The organism is Pseudomonas sp. FSL R10-2964 (assembly GCF_009600035.1).
Classification (GTDB): Bacteria; Pseudomonadota; Gammaproteobacteria; order Pseudomonadales; family Pseudomonadaceae; genus Aquipseudomonas; species Aquipseudomonas bubulae.
Genome location: NZ_WIWH01000001.1, coordinates 226,126 through 241,613 on the forward strand (window position 1 = coordinate 226,126; position 15,488 = coordinate 241,613).

General features: G+C 56.9%; 14 protein-coding genes and 1 pseudogene. 12 read left to right on the plus strand and 3 right to left on the minus strand.

Annotation, left to right across the window (positions count from 1 at the left end; translation table 11 throughout):
- Positions 1–42: 42 nt before the first annotated feature.
- Positions 43–747, minus strand: a pseudogene (locus tag GHN92_RS01145) (transporter associated domain-containing protein); the annotation flags it as partial.
- A gap of 186 nt (positions 748–933) precedes the next feature.
- Complete coding sequence (locus GHN92_RS01150; RefSeq protein WP_095001249.1) at positions 934–1,746, minus strand: inner membrane protein YpjD; 813 nt, start codon at positions 1,744–1,746, stop codon at positions 934–936.
- Between the two features lie 208 nt (positions 1,747–1,954).
- Between GHN92_RS01150 and ffh the strand changes: the two genes are divergently transcribed.
- The 6 genes from ffh (at position 1,955) to GHN92_RS01180 (ending at position 6,039) form a co-directional block, all read left to right on the plus strand.
- A complete protein-coding gene (gene ffh / locus GHN92_RS01155) occupies positions 1,955–3,331 on the plus strand; it encodes a signal recognition particle protein (RefSeq protein ID WP_095001250.1) in 1,377 nt (458 codons plus the stop codon).
- A gap of 249 nt (positions 3,332–3,580) precedes the next feature.
- Entirely contained in the window at positions 3,581–3,832 is a 252-nt protein-coding gene (gene rpsP, locus GHN92_RS01160) for a 30S ribosomal protein S16 (protein ID WP_095001251.1), read from the plus strand.
- A 5-nt stretch (positions 3,833–3,837) separates the two neighbouring features.
- Positions 3,838–4,377 (plus strand): ribosome maturation factor RimM, encoded by a 540-nt coding sequence (rimM, locus tag GHN92_RS01165; protein ID WP_048363294.1) that lies wholly within the window; start codon positions 3,838–3,840, stop codon positions 4,375–4,377.
- A gap of 2 nt (positions 4,378–4,379) precedes the next feature.
- Positions 4,380–5,132 carry a tRNA (guanosine(37)-N1)-methyltransferase TrmD gene (gene trmD, locus GHN92_RS01170; protein ID WP_003440270.1) on the plus strand — a complete coding sequence of 251 codons (753 nt, stop codon included), beginning with the start codon at positions 4,380–4,382 and terminating at the stop codon, positions 5,130–5,132.
- Between the two features lie 45 nt (positions 5,133–5,177).
- On the plus strand, positions 5,178–5,528 hold the full coding sequence (gene rplS / locus GHN92_RS01175) for a 50S ribosomal protein L19 (protein ID WP_003440273.1): 351 nt from the start codon (positions 5,178–5,180) through the stop codon (positions 5,526–5,528).
- A 97-nt stretch (positions 5,529–5,625) separates the two neighbouring features.
- Positions 5,626–6,039 (plus strand): acyl-CoA thioesterase, encoded by a 414-nt coding sequence (locus GHN92_RS01180; protein WP_095001252.1) that lies wholly within the window; start codon positions 5,626–5,628, stop codon positions 6,037–6,039.
- Between the two features lie 6 nt (positions 6,040–6,045).
- On the opposite strand, the gene GHN92_RS01185 is transcribed toward GHN92_RS01180, so the two are convergent.
- Positions 6,046–7,842 (minus strand): sodium:proton antiporter, encoded by a 1,797-nt coding sequence (locus tag GHN92_RS01185; RefSeq protein ID WP_153379153.1) that lies wholly within the window; start codon positions 7,840–7,842, stop codon positions 6,046–6,048.
- A 120-nt stretch (positions 7,843–7,962) separates the two neighbouring features.
- Here GHN92_RS01185 and xerD point away from each other — a divergent pair, with 120 nt between their 5' ends.
- The 6 genes from xerD (at position 7,963) to GHN92_RS01215 (ending at position 15,437) form a co-directional block, all read left to right on the plus strand.
- Positions 7,963–8,859, plus strand: coding sequence for a site-specific tyrosine recombinase XerD (gene xerD, locus GHN92_RS01190; RefSeq protein ID WP_095001254.1), 897 nt, complete (start codon positions 7,963–7,965; stop codon positions 8,857–8,859).
- Between the two features lie 122 nt (positions 8,860–8,981).
- Entirely contained in the window at positions 8,982–9,713 is a 732-nt protein-coding gene (locus tag GHN92_RS01195; protein WP_095001255.1) for a DsbC family protein, read from the plus strand.
- Between the two features lie 136 nt (positions 9,714–9,849).
- A complete protein-coding gene (locus tag GHN92_RS01200; RefSeq protein ID WP_016781922.1) occupies positions 9,850–11,154 on the plus strand; it encodes a homoserine dehydrogenase in 1,305 nt (434 codons plus the stop codon).
- A 105-nt stretch (positions 11,155–11,259) separates the two neighbouring features.
- Positions 11,260–12,669: a threonine synthase gene (gene thrC, locus GHN92_RS01205; protein WP_133144292.1), complete on the plus strand. Its 1,410-nt coding sequence runs from the start codon at positions 11,260–11,262 to the stop codon at positions 12,667–12,669.
- A gap of 120 nt (positions 12,670–12,789) precedes the next feature.
- Positions 12,790–14,886, plus strand: coding sequence for a transporter substrate-binding domain-containing protein (locus GHN92_RS01210; protein ID WP_153379155.1), 2,097 nt, complete (start codon positions 12,790–12,792; stop codon positions 14,884–14,886).
- A 131-nt stretch (positions 14,887–15,017) separates the two neighbouring features.
- Entirely contained in the window at positions 15,018–15,437 is a 420-nt protein-coding gene (locus GHN92_RS01215; RefSeq protein ID WP_095001258.1) for a response regulator, read from the plus strand.
- Positions 15,438–15,488 lie beyond the last annotated feature (51 nt).

Consider the following 15,488-nt stretch of genomic DNA (forward strand, 5'->3'; position numbering starts at 1 on the left):
ATAGGGAGGCCCGCTCAAATGTAACAAGACCTTGCGCGGCGATTAAACCGCGGGCTTGACGCTGTTGTGCCAGATCAGTACGCGGCTGACGCGGTTTTCTTCGGTCTGGAGGATCTCCAGGCGATAGCCGCCGATTTTCAGGCACACGGTGGTCTCGGGGATGGTTTCCAGCGCTTCGGTGACCAGGCCATTGAGGGTTTTCGGGCCGTCGCAGGGCAGGTGCCAGCCCAGGGCCTTGTTCAGCTCGCGAATGGAGGCTGCACCATCGACAACATAACGGCCGTCGGGCAGGGGGTCGATATGGGGGTTATCGATATTCTGCTCGTCTTCGAACTCGCCGACGATCTCTTCGAGGATGTCCTCAAGCGTCACGATGCCAAGCACTTCGCCGTATTCATCGACCACCACGCCCAGGCGGCGCTGCTGCTTGTGGAAGTTAAGCAGTTGCAGTTGCAGCGGGGTGCTTTCGGGGATGAAGTAAGGTTCGTGGCAAACGGCCAGCAGTGCTTCTTTGGTCAGGCTGGCGTCGGGCAGCATGTGCTGGATGTGGCGGGTATTGAGGATGGCTTCGACCTGGTTGATGTCGTTGTGAAACACCGGCAGGCGTGTGCGCGAGGTCTGGCGCAACTGCTCAATCAGGTCTTCGATCGGGTCGTCGAGGTTCAGGCCTTCGACTTCGTTGCGCGGGATCAGGATATCGTTGACCGTGATGTTGTCCAGCGCATGGATGCCTGATAGCAGGGCCGGGCGGCTGTTGGGCTGCTCGTCCTGTTGCTGGGGGGCCTCCTCTCGCAGCTGCTGGGCGTTGGTGCGCCTGGCGCGGGCACTGCTTTTGCCCAGTATAAAGCCGATAAATACAGCGGCTCCTGCGATCAATAGTGCCGAAATTGTCAGAATCGGCCCAGGGGGCAAGCTATCCATAATTATCGCCCGTCAGATATGCAGAATGTATTCACGAACCAGCTTGCTGCCAAAGTAGGCCAGCATCAGCAGGCAAAAACCGGCAAAGGTCCAGCGGATGGCCTTGTGACCGCGCCAGCCGAGGTGGTGACGGCCCCACAGCAACACGCTGAATACGATCCAGGCCAGGCAGGCCAGCAGGGTCTTGTGCACCAGGTGCTGGGCGAACAGGTTGCCCAGAAACAGCCAACCGGAAACCAGGGACAGCGAAAGCAGCGACCAGCCGGCCCAGAGAAAGCCGAACAGCAGGCTTTCCATGGTTTGCAGTGGCGGGAAGTTCTTGATCAGGCCCTTGGGATGCTTGTGCTTGAGCTGATAGTTCTGCAGCGACAGCAACAGCGCCTGGAACACCGCAATGGTGAACATGCCATAGGCCAGAATCGACAGCAGGATATGCGCGAGTATGCCTGGCTCTTCATTAATGACCTGAACCGTGCCGGGCGGGGCGAATTCGGACAGCAGTACTGTCAGCATGCCCAGCGGGTATAAAAGCAGCAGCAGGTTCTCGACCGGTATGCGGGCGCAGGCCGCCAGGGTCACGGTAATCACGGCCACGGCAATCAGGCTGGCTGCACTGAAGAAGTCCAGTTCAAGGCCTGCAGGCGTCATCAGGTGGGTGAACAGGCTGGCGGCGTGGGCGAGTACGGCAAGAATGCCGAGCGTCACCAACAGGCGTTTGTTTGCCTTTGCGCCCTGGCGCAGACAAGAGCCCTGATAGAAGGTCGCAGCGGCATACAAGCAGGCGGCGGCGAGGCTGGGTAGCAAACTGGGTGACAAGGGGAGCATAAATCCTGTTAGGCAAGCCCGAAAGGACTGAGTTTGGCATACAACCGCCTGTGCACGAAAGACCACATAAGCCGACGGCATGGTGTCGGACACGGCCAGTCTTCGCTATAATCCGCGACCTGCCCACGCCGCAGGCTCGCCGAGCATCAGTTTTACACGGGCTGGGCCGCAATAACCCCGGTCTACTTTGGGCCTGAAAGGATCGCGCATGTTTGAAAATTTAACCGACCGTCTTTCGCAGACGCTGCGCCATGTCACCGGCAAGGCCAAGCTGACCGAAGACAATATCAAAGACACCCTGCGTGAAGTACGCATGGCGTTGCTGGAAGCCGACGTGGCTTTGCCAGTGGTCAAAGACTTCGTCGCTGCGGTCAAAGAGCGCGCTGTCGGCACTGAAGTGTCGCGCAGCCTGACGCCGGGCCAGGCGTTTGTAAAAATTGTTCAGGCTGAACTTGAAAGCCTGATGGGCGCTGCCAACGAGGACCTGGTCCTTAATGTCACGCCGCCAGCCGTTGTATTGATGGCCGGTTTGCAGGGCGCTGGTAAAACCACGACTGCCGGCAAGCTGGCGCGCTTCCTTAAAGAGCGCAAAAAGAAAACCGTGATGGTGGTCTCGGCCGACGTTTATCGTCCGGCTGCGATCAAACAGCTCGAAACCCTGGCCAATGAAGTCGGCGTAACCTTCTTCCCGTCCGACCTGAGCCAGAAGCCGGTAGACATCGCTCGCGCCGCCATTGCGGAAGCCAAGCTGAAGTTCATCGACGTGGTCATCCTCGATACCGCAGGTCGCCTGCATATCGATGCCGAGATGATGACCGAGATCCAGGAGCTGCACGCGGCCGTCAAGCCGGCAGAAACCCTGTTTGTCGTCGACGCCATGACTGGCCAGGATGCGGCCAACACCGCCAAGGCGTTCGGTGATGCATTGCCGCTGACCGGGGTGATCCTGACCAAGGTCGACGGTGATGCCCGGGGTGGTGCGGCGTTGTCCGTGCGAGCCATTACCGGCAAGCCGATCAAGTTCATCGGTATGGGTGAGAAGAGCGATGCGCTCGAGCCGTTCCACCCGGATCGTATCGCTTCGCGCATCCTCGGCATGGGCGACGTGCTCAGCCTGATCGAGCAGGCCGAACAGACCCTCGATAAAGACAAAGCCGACAAACTGGCTAAAAAGCTTAAAAAAGGCAAAGGCTTCGATCTCGAAGACTTCCGCGACCAGCTGCAACAGATGAAGAACATGGGTGGCCTTGGCGGCCTCATGGACAAACTGCCGAACATGGGTGGTGTCAATCTGGCGCAAATGGGCAATGCCCAGGGCGCAGCTGAGAAACAGTTCAAGCAGATGGAAGCCATCATCAACTCCATGACCCCGGCCGAGCGCCGCGACCCTGAGCTGATCAGCGGTTCGCGCAAACGCCGGATTGCCATGGGCTCCGGCACTCAGGTGCAGGACATCGGCCGCTTGATCAAGCAGCACAAGCAGATGCAAAAGATGATGAAAAAATTCTCCACCAAAGGTGGGATGGCGAAAATGATGCGCGGCATGGGCTCGATGATGCCCGGCGGCGGCATGCCAAAAATGTAATTTACCCGCCCGGACGCTTGCGTCCGGGCAACTCGCAGCAATGCGAGACACCCGGCAAACCCGCACTGTGCGGGAGCTGACCTGTCACCATTCGTGGTGACCTAGTTGCAAGTCTGTACGGCATGCCGATAGGCGCCAGAAAAAGACATTTGCAAAAGTCCGGATATTCCTTAGAATATGCGGCCTTTCGGGCACCTATGCCCGCTGTGCCTTTAGATTTGCAGCACCGACTACAGGAACGATGTTCACATGCTAACAATCCGTCTTGCCCTTGGCGGCTCCAAAAAGCGCCCGTTTTACCACTTGACCGTTACCGACAGCCGTAACCCACGTGACGGTTCCCACAAGGAACAAATTGGTTTCTTCAACCCGGTTGCCCGTGGTCAGGAAATCCGTTTCTCCGTTAAAGAAGACCGCCTCGCCTACTGGCTGAGCGTTGGTGCTCAACTGTCTGAGCGTGTTGCTCAGCTGGTTAAAGAAAACGCTAAGGCTGCGGCCTGAGCAATATGAGCGTGACGCCTGAAACTGCTGATGATTTGATCGTTATCGGCAAAATCTACTCGATTCACGGCGTGCGCGGCGAAGTGAAGGTTTATTCCTTTACGGATCCAATTGATAACCTGTTGGACTACAAAAAACTGACGCTTCGGCGCGGTAATGATGTACGACAGGCAGAGCTGGTCAGTGGCCGTTCTCATAACGGCAAGTTTCTGGTTGTAAAGCTCAAGGGTCTCGATGACCGTGATGAAGCTGGTCTTCTTCGTGAATTCGAAATCTGCGTGCCGCGTAACCTGTTTCCTGAGCTGACCGACGGCGAGTACTACTGGTACCAGCTGCAGGGACTGAAAGTGACCAACCTTGAAGGGCAATTGCTCGGCAAGATTGTTGACCTGATGGAAACTGGCTCGAACGATGTCATGGAAGTCAAACCTTGCCCAGGTAGCCTGGATGATCGTGATCGCTTGTTGCCCTATACAGAGCAATGCGTGTTGAGCGTCGACCTTGCAGCTGGCGAGATGAAGGTGGATTGGGATGCGGACTTCTAAGCGTGGCTAAATTGCGCGTAGAAGTGATCAGTTTGTTTCCCGAAATGTTTTCCGCCATCAGCGACTACGGCATCACTAGTCGTGCGGTGAAACAAGGGCTCTTGCAGCTGACTTGTTGGAACCCGCGAGACTACACAACGGATCGGCATCACACTGTGGATGATCGCCCATTTGGCGGTGGTCCGGGCATGGTGATGAAGATCAAGCCTCTGGAAGATGCACTGGTTCAGGCCAGAGAAGCAGCCGGAGAGGCGGCGAAGGTGATTTACCTGTCGCCCCAAGGCCGTCAACTGAATCAGTCGGCGGTACGCGAGCTGGCGAATGAGGAAGCATTAATCCTTATTGCAGGTCGTTATGAAGGCATTGACGAGCGTTTTATAGACGCTTATGTCGATGAAGAGTGGTCAATTGGTGACTATGTACTCTCTGGTGGCGAGCTGCCGGCGATGGTTCTGATTGATGCGGTTACACGACTGCTGCCTGGAGCTTTAGGGCATGCGGACTCCGCGGAGGAAGATTCCTTCACGGATGGTCTGCTGGATTGCCCGCACTACACCCGACCGGAGGTGTATGCGGATCAGCGTGTTCCCGACGTATTGCTTAGTGGCAATCATGCACACATCCGGCGTTGGCGTTTACAGCAGTCCCTTGGGCGGACCTTTGAACGACGCGCCGATCTTCTGGAAAGCCGCTCGCTTTCTGGAGAAGAGAAGAAGCTGCTCGAGGAATACATCCGCGAGCGGGACGATAGTTAACAACGTATCGATGGTAGATCAGTTGATCTACCTTAGGAGCACAGCATGACTAACAAAATCATCCTTGCACTCGAAGCAGAGCAGATGACTAAAGAGATCCCTCCTTTTGCCCCGGGCGACACCATTGTCGTTCAGGTGAAAGTGAAGGAAGGCGATCGTTCGCGTCTGCAAGCTTTCGAAGGTGTAGTGATTGCCAAGCGTAACCGTGGCGTGAACAGTGCTTTCACTGTTCGTAAAATCTCCAACGGTGTTGGCGTAGAGCGTACTTTCCAGACCTACAGCCCGCAAATCGACAGCATGGCTGTTAAGCGTCGCGGTGACGTGCGTAAAGCCAAGCTGTACTACCTGCGCGACCTGTCGGGTAAAGCAGCTCGCATCAAGGAAAAACTGGCTTAAGTCCAGCTTCCCGATGCAGAAAAAAGCAGCCTTCGGGCTGCTTTTTTGTTGCCTGAGATTTGTCAGACCTTTGTCCAGTTGTAGGTAGTAAGAAAGCATGACTTCGCGTGAGCAAGAGATTCAACGCCGTACCGACCTCTCCGTTACCCGTATTACCAAAGCGGTATTCCCCTCTACCACCAATCACCACAACACCCTGTTTGGCGGCACCGCGCTGGCGTGGATGGACGAAGTTTCGTTTATTGCCGCAACGCGTTTTTGTCGTCTGCCGTTGGTGACTGTGTCCACGGACCGTATTGATTTCAACCATCCGATCGCGGCTGGCTCCATCGTTGAGCTGGTGGGGCGTGTGGTTAAAGTTGGCAACACCAGCCTCAAGGTTGAGGTCGAGGTGTATGTCGAAAGCATGAGCTGCGATGGTCGCGAACTGGCGATCCAGGGCTTGTTCAGCTTTGTCGCCATCGATGATGACAAGCGCCCGGTACCGGTGTTGCCAGGGTTTGCCTCGTAACAGCTGCTACGGGTGCCTGATCAACGCCAGCAGCGTCCAGCCGGAGCCTGGTTTCAATTCACTGTCAGGTGTCACTACATGCACCCAGCCAGTGTTGTCGCGGGCGAAGAGCAGGGTGACGCGCTTGCCATGCAGGGCCAGGTAGTCCGCCCAGGTGAAGTTGTCGGTCAGTGTGGTGCTGTACAGCTCGGCTCCCTGGCTCAACTCACTGGCGAGCTGGCCGTAGGTCAGCGCCGGGTTGCCCAGGGCTTGACCGCGGTACTCGTGGCTGGCGCGATGCTTGTCAGTGCGACGAATTTCCTGGCCATTGGTCAGTGTAAACAAGCGCTGCAGCCCGAACTCGTGATGAAAGCGTGCCGCTGCCAGGGTATTCAACTCGCCAGAGGGTGACAGTGCGAGCAAATGCCCCAGCCCCACCAGATCCAGGTGACTCTCGGCATGCTCTGAAGCCGGATTGCCAAAGTAAGTGGGCAAGTTGTCCATGCGCGCGGCGCGAATGTGTTCCCAGTTGGAATCGGTTAGCAGTACGCGGCTGCCCAGTTGCTGCAATGCCTTGCCAATAACCCGGGCCGGGCCATTGGCGCCAACGATCAAAAAGCCGCTGGGGGCCGGCTCCGCCACTTTGAGCAGGCGGGCCAGGGGCCGTGCCGTCGCGCTTTGCAGCACCACCGTACCGATGATCACTGCAAAGGTCAGGGGCACCAGTAGCAGCGCGCCGTCATGGCCTGCTTCGTCCAGGCGGATCGCAAAAATTGCTGAAACGGCTGCCGCGACGATCCCGCGTGGGGCGATCCAGGCGAGCAAGGCGCGTTCGCGCCAGTTCAGTTTTGAGCCAAAGGTCGAAATCACCACGTTCAGCGGCCGGGCGATAAATTGAATAATCAGCAGCAACACCAGCACCACAGGCCCCAGGCCGATCATGGCGTTCAAGTCCAGGCGCGCCGCCAGCAGGATAAACAGCCCCGAGATCAGGAAGATGCTCAGGTTTTCCTTGAAGTGCAGGATGTTGCGTACATCCACCCCCTTCATATTGGCCATCCACATGCCCATCAAGGTGACCGCCAGCAGTCCGGACTCATGCATCACCGTATTGGCGCCAATAAATACGCCCAGCACTGCTGCCAGCGTGGCCAGGCTGCGCAGGTACTCCGGCAGCCATTGGCGGCGTACGATCTGCCCCATGATCCAGCCACCTACAATGCCGAACAAGCTGCCGCATACAATCACCCCGGCAAAGGTCAGCAGGCTGTGGTTCAGGCCTTCGCCCGTGGCGCTGGCGATGATAAAGCTGTAGACCACCACCGCCAGCAGCGCGCCAATCGGGTCGATGACAATGCCTTCCCAGCGCAGGATATTGGCAATCGATGCCTTGGGCCGTACTACGCGCAGCATCGGCACAATCACCGTAGGCCCGGTGACCAGTGTCAGCGTGCCGAACAGCAAGGCCAGAAGCCAGTCAAAGCCCAGTAGCCAATGGGTCGCCAGGGTGATCACGGCCCAGGTCGAGAGCGCACCGATAGTGACCAGCCGATGGACCACAGTGCCGATTTCGCGCCACTCGGACAAATGCAGGGTCAGGCTGCCTTCAAACAGAATCAGCGCCACCGCCAGTGAGACCAGCGGCATCAGCAGCGGGCCGAACAATTCTTGCGGGTCCAGCCAGCCCAATACCGGGCCGACCAGGATCCCGCTCAACAGCAGAAACAGGATGGCCGGCAGCTTCAGTCGCCAGGCCAGCCACTGTGAGCCCAGGGCAGCGATGCCGATGCCGCCGAAAGACAGCAAAATCTGTTGTTCGGTCATAAGGTCATCCTGTGAAAACTTGGGGTTTATGGCATCCGCCAGCCATGAAAGACTAGCGCTCACTTTTGCAGTTCACTTTATATTTGTGCGCAGCCTCCGGCCTGTGCGTTTCGAGAGCCAATGCCCGCTATAGACGACCCACTTATCGACCGTTTTCTGGATGCCCTGTGGCTGGAAAAAGGCTTGTCGGACAACACCCGCGGTGCTTATCGCAGTGACCTGGCCTTATTCAATGGCTGGTTGCAGGAGCGCGGTATCGCTGTGGCCAGCGCCGGGCGCGAGTTGATCCTCGATCATCTCGCCTGGCGCCTGGAGCAGGGCTACAAGCCTCGCTCGACTGCGCGCTTGCTCTCAGGTTTGCGTGGCTTCTATCGTTATCTGCTGCGAGAAAACCTGATTGCCGTCGACCCTACCTTGCAGGTCGATATGCCCCAGTTGGGCAGGCCATTACCCAAGTCCCTGTCAGAGGCAGACGTAGAAGCGCTGCTCGCCGCCCCTGATCTGAGTGAGGCCATCGGCCAGCGTGATCGGGCCATGCTTGAAGTACTGTATGCCTGTGGCCTGCGCGTAACCGAATTGATCAGCCTGACCCTGGAGCAGGTCAACCTGCGCCAGGGCGTTTTGCGCGTGATGGGCAAGGGCAGCAAGGAACGCCTGGTGCCGATGGGGGAGGAGGCCATCGTCCGGGTCGAGCGCTACATGCGCGATGCCCGGCATGAGCTGCTGGGCGGTCGCCCCAGTGATGTGCTATTTCCCAGTCAGCGCGGTGAACAGATGACCCGCCAGACCTTCTGGCATCGCATCAAGCATCAGGCCAGGGTGGCCGGGATCGACAAGTCGCTGTCGCCACATACCTTGCGCCATGCCTTCGCCACCCATTTGCTCAATCACGGCGCCGATTTGCGTGTGGTGCAAATGCTGCTGGGGCACAGCGACCTCTCGACGACGCAGATTTACACCCATGTTGCCCGTGCCCGACTGCAGGACCTGCATGCCCTCCATCACCCGCGTGGCTAGTCGGAGTCGGTCATGCAGGCCATCTGTGGTAGGCTTTGCCGGTTTAGAAAGCGCGCCGCCCAAACCCGTTGTTTCAGGACGGGTATCGGGGTTGGCAGCTTTGCCCGTCTTCAGGAGTTCCCATGCGTGTGATCCAGATTTTCGCCGCCGCAGCCATTGCGTTGGTCAGCACCTTCTCGTTCGCCGATACCGGCGCCGAACAAGCAATCCGCAAGAGCCTCGAAACCCTGCAACTGGATGTGCCGGTCGAGAGCATCAGTGCCAGTCCCATGGCCGGCCTGTATGAAGTCAAGCTCAAGGGCAGCCGCGTGCTGTATGCCAGTGCCGATGGCCAGTTCATCGTTCAGGGCTACATGTTCCAGCTCAAGGACGGCAAGCCGGTGAACCTGACCGAGCAGGCCGAACGTGTTGGCGTGGCCAAGTTGATTAATGGCATTCCGGTGGCAGAGACCGTCGTTTACCCTGCCATCGGCGAAACCAAGTCGCATATCACGGTATTTACCGACACCACTTGCCCGTATTGCCACAAATTGCATGCCGAAGTCCCGCAACTGAACAAGATGGGGATTGAAGTGCGCTATGTTGCGTTCCCGCGTCAGGGCCTCGGCTCACCGGGTGACCAGCAGCTGCAGGCGGTGTGGTGTTCCAAGGACAAAAAAACGGCGATGGACAAGATGACTGATGGTAAAACCGTCGAGGCGCCAAAATGCGCCAATCCGGTTGCCAAGCAGTTCGCCATGGGCCAGTCCATCGGCGTCAATGGCACGCCAGCCATCGTTTTGGCTGACGGTCAGGTGATTCCGGGTTATCAGCCTGCTGCGCAGGTTGGCAAGCTGGCACTCAGTGTTAAATAATCCAGTGTCGTCACGATAAGCCTGTGACGATCATGGCGGGGCAGTTCAGTTGCCCGGCCATTAATAGAGAACCGTGGCAATCCACGGTTGTTTTTCACGGCCGACCTTGAGTCGGCCGTTTTATGGGGAGTTCAGCGTGAATCCGGTCAAAGTAGGTATCTGTGGGCTCGGGACCGTCGGTGGCGGCACCTTCAACGTACTAAAGCGTAACGCCGAGGAGATTGCCCGCCGTGCCGGGCGTGGTATCCAGGTTGCGCAAATTGCAATGCGTACGCCAAACCCTCAGTGCGACATTACCGGTACCCCCATTACCAACGATGTATTCGCTGTTGCGACCAACCCTGAAATCGACATTGTTATCGAGCTGATTGGTGGTTACACCATCGCCCGTGAACTGGTGCTCAAGGCCATCGAAAACGGCAAGCATGTCGTGACCGCGAACAAGGCGCTGATTGCCGTTCACGGTAATGAAATCTTCGCCAAAGCCCAGGAAAAGGGCGTGATCGTGGCGTTCGAAGCGGCCGTTGCAGGCGGTATCCCGGTGATCAAGGCGATCCGTGAAGGTCTCTCGGCCAATCGTATCAACTGGGTGGCGGGCATCATCAACGGTACCGGTAACTTCATCCTCACCGAAATGCGCGAAAAAGGCCGTACGTTCGAAGACGTGCTGGCTGAAGCACAAGCGCTGGGTTATGCCGAGGCAGACCCGACGTTTGACGTTGAAGGTATCGATGCGGCGCACAAGCTGACCATTCTGGCGTCGATTGCTTTCGGTATCCCGTTGCAGTTCGACAAGGCCTACACCGAAGGCATCACCAAGCTGACAACCGCTGATGTGAATTACGCAGAGGCGCTGGGTTATCGCATCAAGCATCTGGGTGTTGCACGCAGCACGGCCAACGGCATCGAGTTGCGGGTTCACCCGACGCTGATTCCGGCTGACCGCCTGATCGCCAACGTCAACGGTGTAATGAACGCAGTCATGGTCAACGGTGACGCTGCCGGTTCGACCCTGTTCTATGGTGCTGGCGCCGGTATGGAACCAACGGCTTCGTCCGTGGTTGCCGACCTGGTAGACGTGGTGCGTGCCATGACCAGCGACCCGGAAAACCGCGTACCGCACCTGGCCTTCCAGCCGGATCTGCTCTCCGACCATCCGATCCTGCCGATCGAAGCGTGCGAAAGCGCCTACTACCTGCGCATCCAGGCCAAAGATCACCCGGGCGTATTGGCCCAGGTGGCGAGCATCTTGTCCGAGCGCGGCATCAATATCGAATCGATCATGCAGAAAGAAGTCGAAGAGCATGACGGCCTGGTGCCAATGATCCTGTTGACCCATCGGGTAATTGAACAGCACATCAACGATGCCATTGCCGCGCTTGAAGCATTGCAGGGCGTTGTGGGTCCGGTCGTTCGCATCCGCGTTGAGCATCTTAATTAATTAAGAGCGGCAAGCGGCAGCGGCAAGCGGCAAGCAAGAGCACATCGGCTTTTACTTGTTGCCTGGCGCTAAACCGCTTGGCGCTCAAACCGAAGGTTTGAACCCATGCGCTATATCAGTACCCGTGGCCAGGCACCGGCCCTGAATTTTGAAGATGTGTTGCTGGCCGGTCTGGCCAGTGATGGCGGTTTGTATGTACCGGAAAACCTGCCGCGCTTTACCCAGGAAGAAATCGCTTCCTGGGCCGGTTTGCCTTACCACGAACTGGCCTTTCGGGTTATGCGCCCGTTCGTGACCGGCAGCATTCCGGATTCAGACTTCAAAAAGATTCTCGAAGAAACCTACGGCGCGTTTTCCCACGCAGCTGTAGCGCCACTGCGTCAGCTAAATGGCAATGAATGGGTACTTGAGCTGTTCCACGGTCCGACCCTGGCGTTCAAGGACTTTGCCCTGCAACTGCTCGGCCGCTTGCTCGATTACGTGCTGGCAAAACGTGGCGAGCGTGTAGTGATTGTCGGCGCGACTTCCGGGGATACCGGTTCGGCGGCGATCGAAGGCTGCAAGCATTGCGAAAACGTCGACATCTTTATCCTGCACCCCAACAACCGGGTATCGGAAGTCCAGCGTCGGCAGATGACCACGCTGTTCGGTGACAACATTCATAACATCGCCATCGAAGGCAACTTCGATGACTGCCAGGAAATGGTCAAGGCCAGCTTCGCCGACCAGGGTTTCCTCAAGGGTACACGCCTGGTCGCCGTAAACTCGATCAACTGGGCGCGGATCATGGCCCAGATCGTTTACTACTTCCATGCCTCCCTGCAACTGGGCGGGCCACACCGTTCCGTGTCGTTCTCGGTGCCTACCGGCAACTTCGGCGACATCTTTGCGGGCTACCTGGCACGCAACATGGGCCTGCCGATCAACCAGCTGATCGTTGCCACCAACCGCAACGACATCCTGCACCGCTTCATGAGCGGCAATCAGTACGCCAAGGACACCTTGCACGCGACTCTGTCGCCGTCGATGGACATCATGGTGTCGTCGAACTTCGAGCGCTTGCTGTTCGACCTTCATGGTCGCAATGGCGCAGCCGTTGCCGGTCTGATGGATACCTTCAAGCAAACCGGCAATTTCAGCGTTGATGAAGATCGCTGGACCGAAGCGCGTCGTCTGTTTGATTCGCTGGCGGTTGATGATGAGCAAACCTGCGAAACCATCGCTCAGGTATTTGTCGAAAGCGGCGAAGTGCTCGATCCGCACACCGCTATCGGCGTGCGTGCGGCCCGTGAATGCCGTCGCAGTCTGGATATCCCGATGGTCATTCTGGGCACGGCACATCCGGTCAAGTTCCCTGAAGCGGTTGAAAAAGCCGGCATAGGAAAAGCGCTCGAACTGCCGTCTCACCTTTCTGACTTGTTTGAGCGAGAGGAGCGTTACACCGTACTGGCTAATGACCTCAAGGCTGTCCAGGGCTTTGTCAGCCAGCATGGCAACCGTGGCAAGCCGCTTTAACGGCATTCGTCTTACGTAATTTGAAGCCCGTCATCTGACGGGCTTTTTTATTGGTGCATGGCAAACTTGCCAGGTCTTCGCCCCTTCTGTGCTGGCGAATACCCGGTCAAGGATGCTGTCATGTCACGTATTCACCAGACATTTGAATCATGGATGCGCATAGTGCTGGGCATGGCCTTGTTGAGCCTGGCCCTGCCGGTGATGGGCGCTTCCGGAACGCCTTTCAGGCTCGCAACACGCTTTGTGGATATCCAGCCTCTGCAACTGGATGCCCCGGAGCGGCAATGGCTGGCCAATCATGGAACGCTACGGGTTGGTATCGCCATCGGTGATTACGAACCGGTCGACATCACCGACGACCGCAATAACTATCAGGGCATCAGCGCAGATTACCTGAGCATCGTTCGAGACACGTTGGGCGTGCCTGTTGAAGTCCCGGGCTACAGGCGTCGTGATCAGGCCGTTGCAGAGCTGCTGGCCGGCAATATCGATATTCTGGCCAGCGCCAGCGGGTTTGAGCGAGGGATTGAAGGTGTAGCTTTTTCCCGGGAGTACATGACTGATCGACTGGTTATCGTTTGTCGCTCATGTGAGGAAGAGCCGGTCAAAAACTGGGTCGGGAAAAAAATCGGCTTTATGGAGGGCTACGTCGATATTCATACCGCCCAGGCGTTTTACCCTGACAGTGAAATCACCACCATCAGTGACCTGCATAATGCAATGGACGCGCTGGTTGAGGGGGATATCGACGGGTTTATCGGCAATGAACTTATCGTGCAGTCATTCAAAAGTGTCCGGCCTCATTCGGGGGTGCGCATTATCGGTGATAGCGCCTTGCCATCCTCCGGTTTTGCATTTGCTACACGCCTCTCTGACCCCGAACTTGGGTTGCTGATCAACCGCGCGCTGGGCAGCCTTGATGACAATACATCGCGCATGGTGCTTTCACGCTGGATCATCGGGCTTGAAGGGCACGCTGTTCAATCGCATATCAACCTGCTGCCTGGCGAGCTTGAGTGGATCCAGCGCAATCCGGTTGTAGCCCTGGCGACCCAGCAGTTCCCCTTGTACGCATTCAAGACCGGGGACGGTCGTTGGGTAGGGCTGAGTGTGGATATTCTGGCGCGAATTTCTCGCATGACCGGGTTGCAGTTTGTACATAAAGAAGCGTTTTCAACGGTACAAATCCTCGACATGCTCAAAAGTGGCGAGGCACTGATGAACTCAAGCCTCTCCAGAAATCGTGAGCGCAAAGCTTTTTTGAACTTCACCTATTCCTACGGTGGGGCACCCTGGGTGTTTGTTGTACGAGTCAATGATTCCCGGCTGGGTTCATTGGACGAACTGGCCGGCAAGGTTCTGGCGCTTCCAGCCAGGCACGCCCTCGAAGACTTGATTCGACGTGAATACCCCGCAATCACCTTGCATCTGGTTGATACCTACGCCCAGGCACGTCACGCGGTCGCCAATGGCGAGGCAGATGCGACGATACAAACAGAGACACAGGCTCATCTTTACCCACCGGGGCGCCTCAAGGTCGGACGCAGTGTTGACGGGCAATGGGCTGCCGCCAGCTTTTCGGTCCCTGTTCTATACCCGGAGCTTTTCAGCATCATGAACAAGGCGTTGGAAGCCATGCCCATGGCCGAGATTCGGGCGCTGAGAACCAAGTGGCTGGGGGGGGTGGGCAAACCGCTGATCATCGAGAGTGGCCTGTATCACTCAGCCCGTCTTTATTGGGCGATAGCGGTCTTGATTGCGGCCGGGCTTATGTTGTTTGTGTACAACTGGTTTCTGCGCAGGCAACTGATTATTGCGCGTCAATCCGAGAAAACCCTGAATGAGCAGTTGGGGCTCAGTCACCGCTTTCTGGATGGCATTCCCAGCCCGATTTTCGTGGTTGGCCTGGAGGGAGAGCTGATTACCTGCAATCAAAGCTATGAGCAGCGTTTATCTGTCCAGTTGGGACGGATTCGCGGGTTAAAGGTGACTGATGTTGATTTGTTTTCGAAGGAGCTGGCCGAGAAGCTCCAGCGGGAAATAATGCGCATGATTCAAAGCCGCAAACCCTGTTACCAAAAACGTTGGGTGGAGTTTAAGTCCGGAGGCATGGAAATCTATCAGTGGGTTGTTCCGTTTTATTCAGAGACTGGGCGTCTGGAGGGGCTGGTAGGAGGATGGTTCGACAAATCTGAAGCTAAAAAGTGGGATCAGTAAGCTGGTTTGATCCAGTAAATGAAAGGCGTTGTGGATTCCTATGGTATTTACAGATATGTCCTATGTGTATTGAGTGTTGAGCCCACTAAGGTTTACCTCCTCTGTAGCGCTAGGTTTATGCCTGAAGGCCCATGATGCGATCTTTAAAAGTATTGATTCTTGAAGACAACCCGTTTCAATTAATGGTGTTGCATCAGATGTTGAACGCCTTCCGCATTTTTGACGTGTTGACGGCCGAAAGCGTTGATTGCGCCCGCGAGTCCTTGCTCAGGCGCGGTGCCATAGACGTGGCCATTTGTGATTTGTATATGGAAGGGGCATCAGGGCAGGAGCTGATCAGCGAGTTGGCCCTTGAACGCAAAGCTGCAGCGTTGATCATTTTGAGTGCTGCTGCACCTCCGGTGGTCGAGAGGGCGGCCAGAGTGGCCCGCAGTCAAGGTCTCAGGGTGCTGGGGTGTTTGTCAAAACCCGTGACCATAGGGGCGCTGGGGCAATTGTTGGGTGCCTTCGAGCTACAGCAGATAAGTGCTGATGGCGCGAATGCAGATTAATTGCCAGTACTGGGGGAACTTCCAGCAGGTTTGGTTTGTCAGATTTTTCAT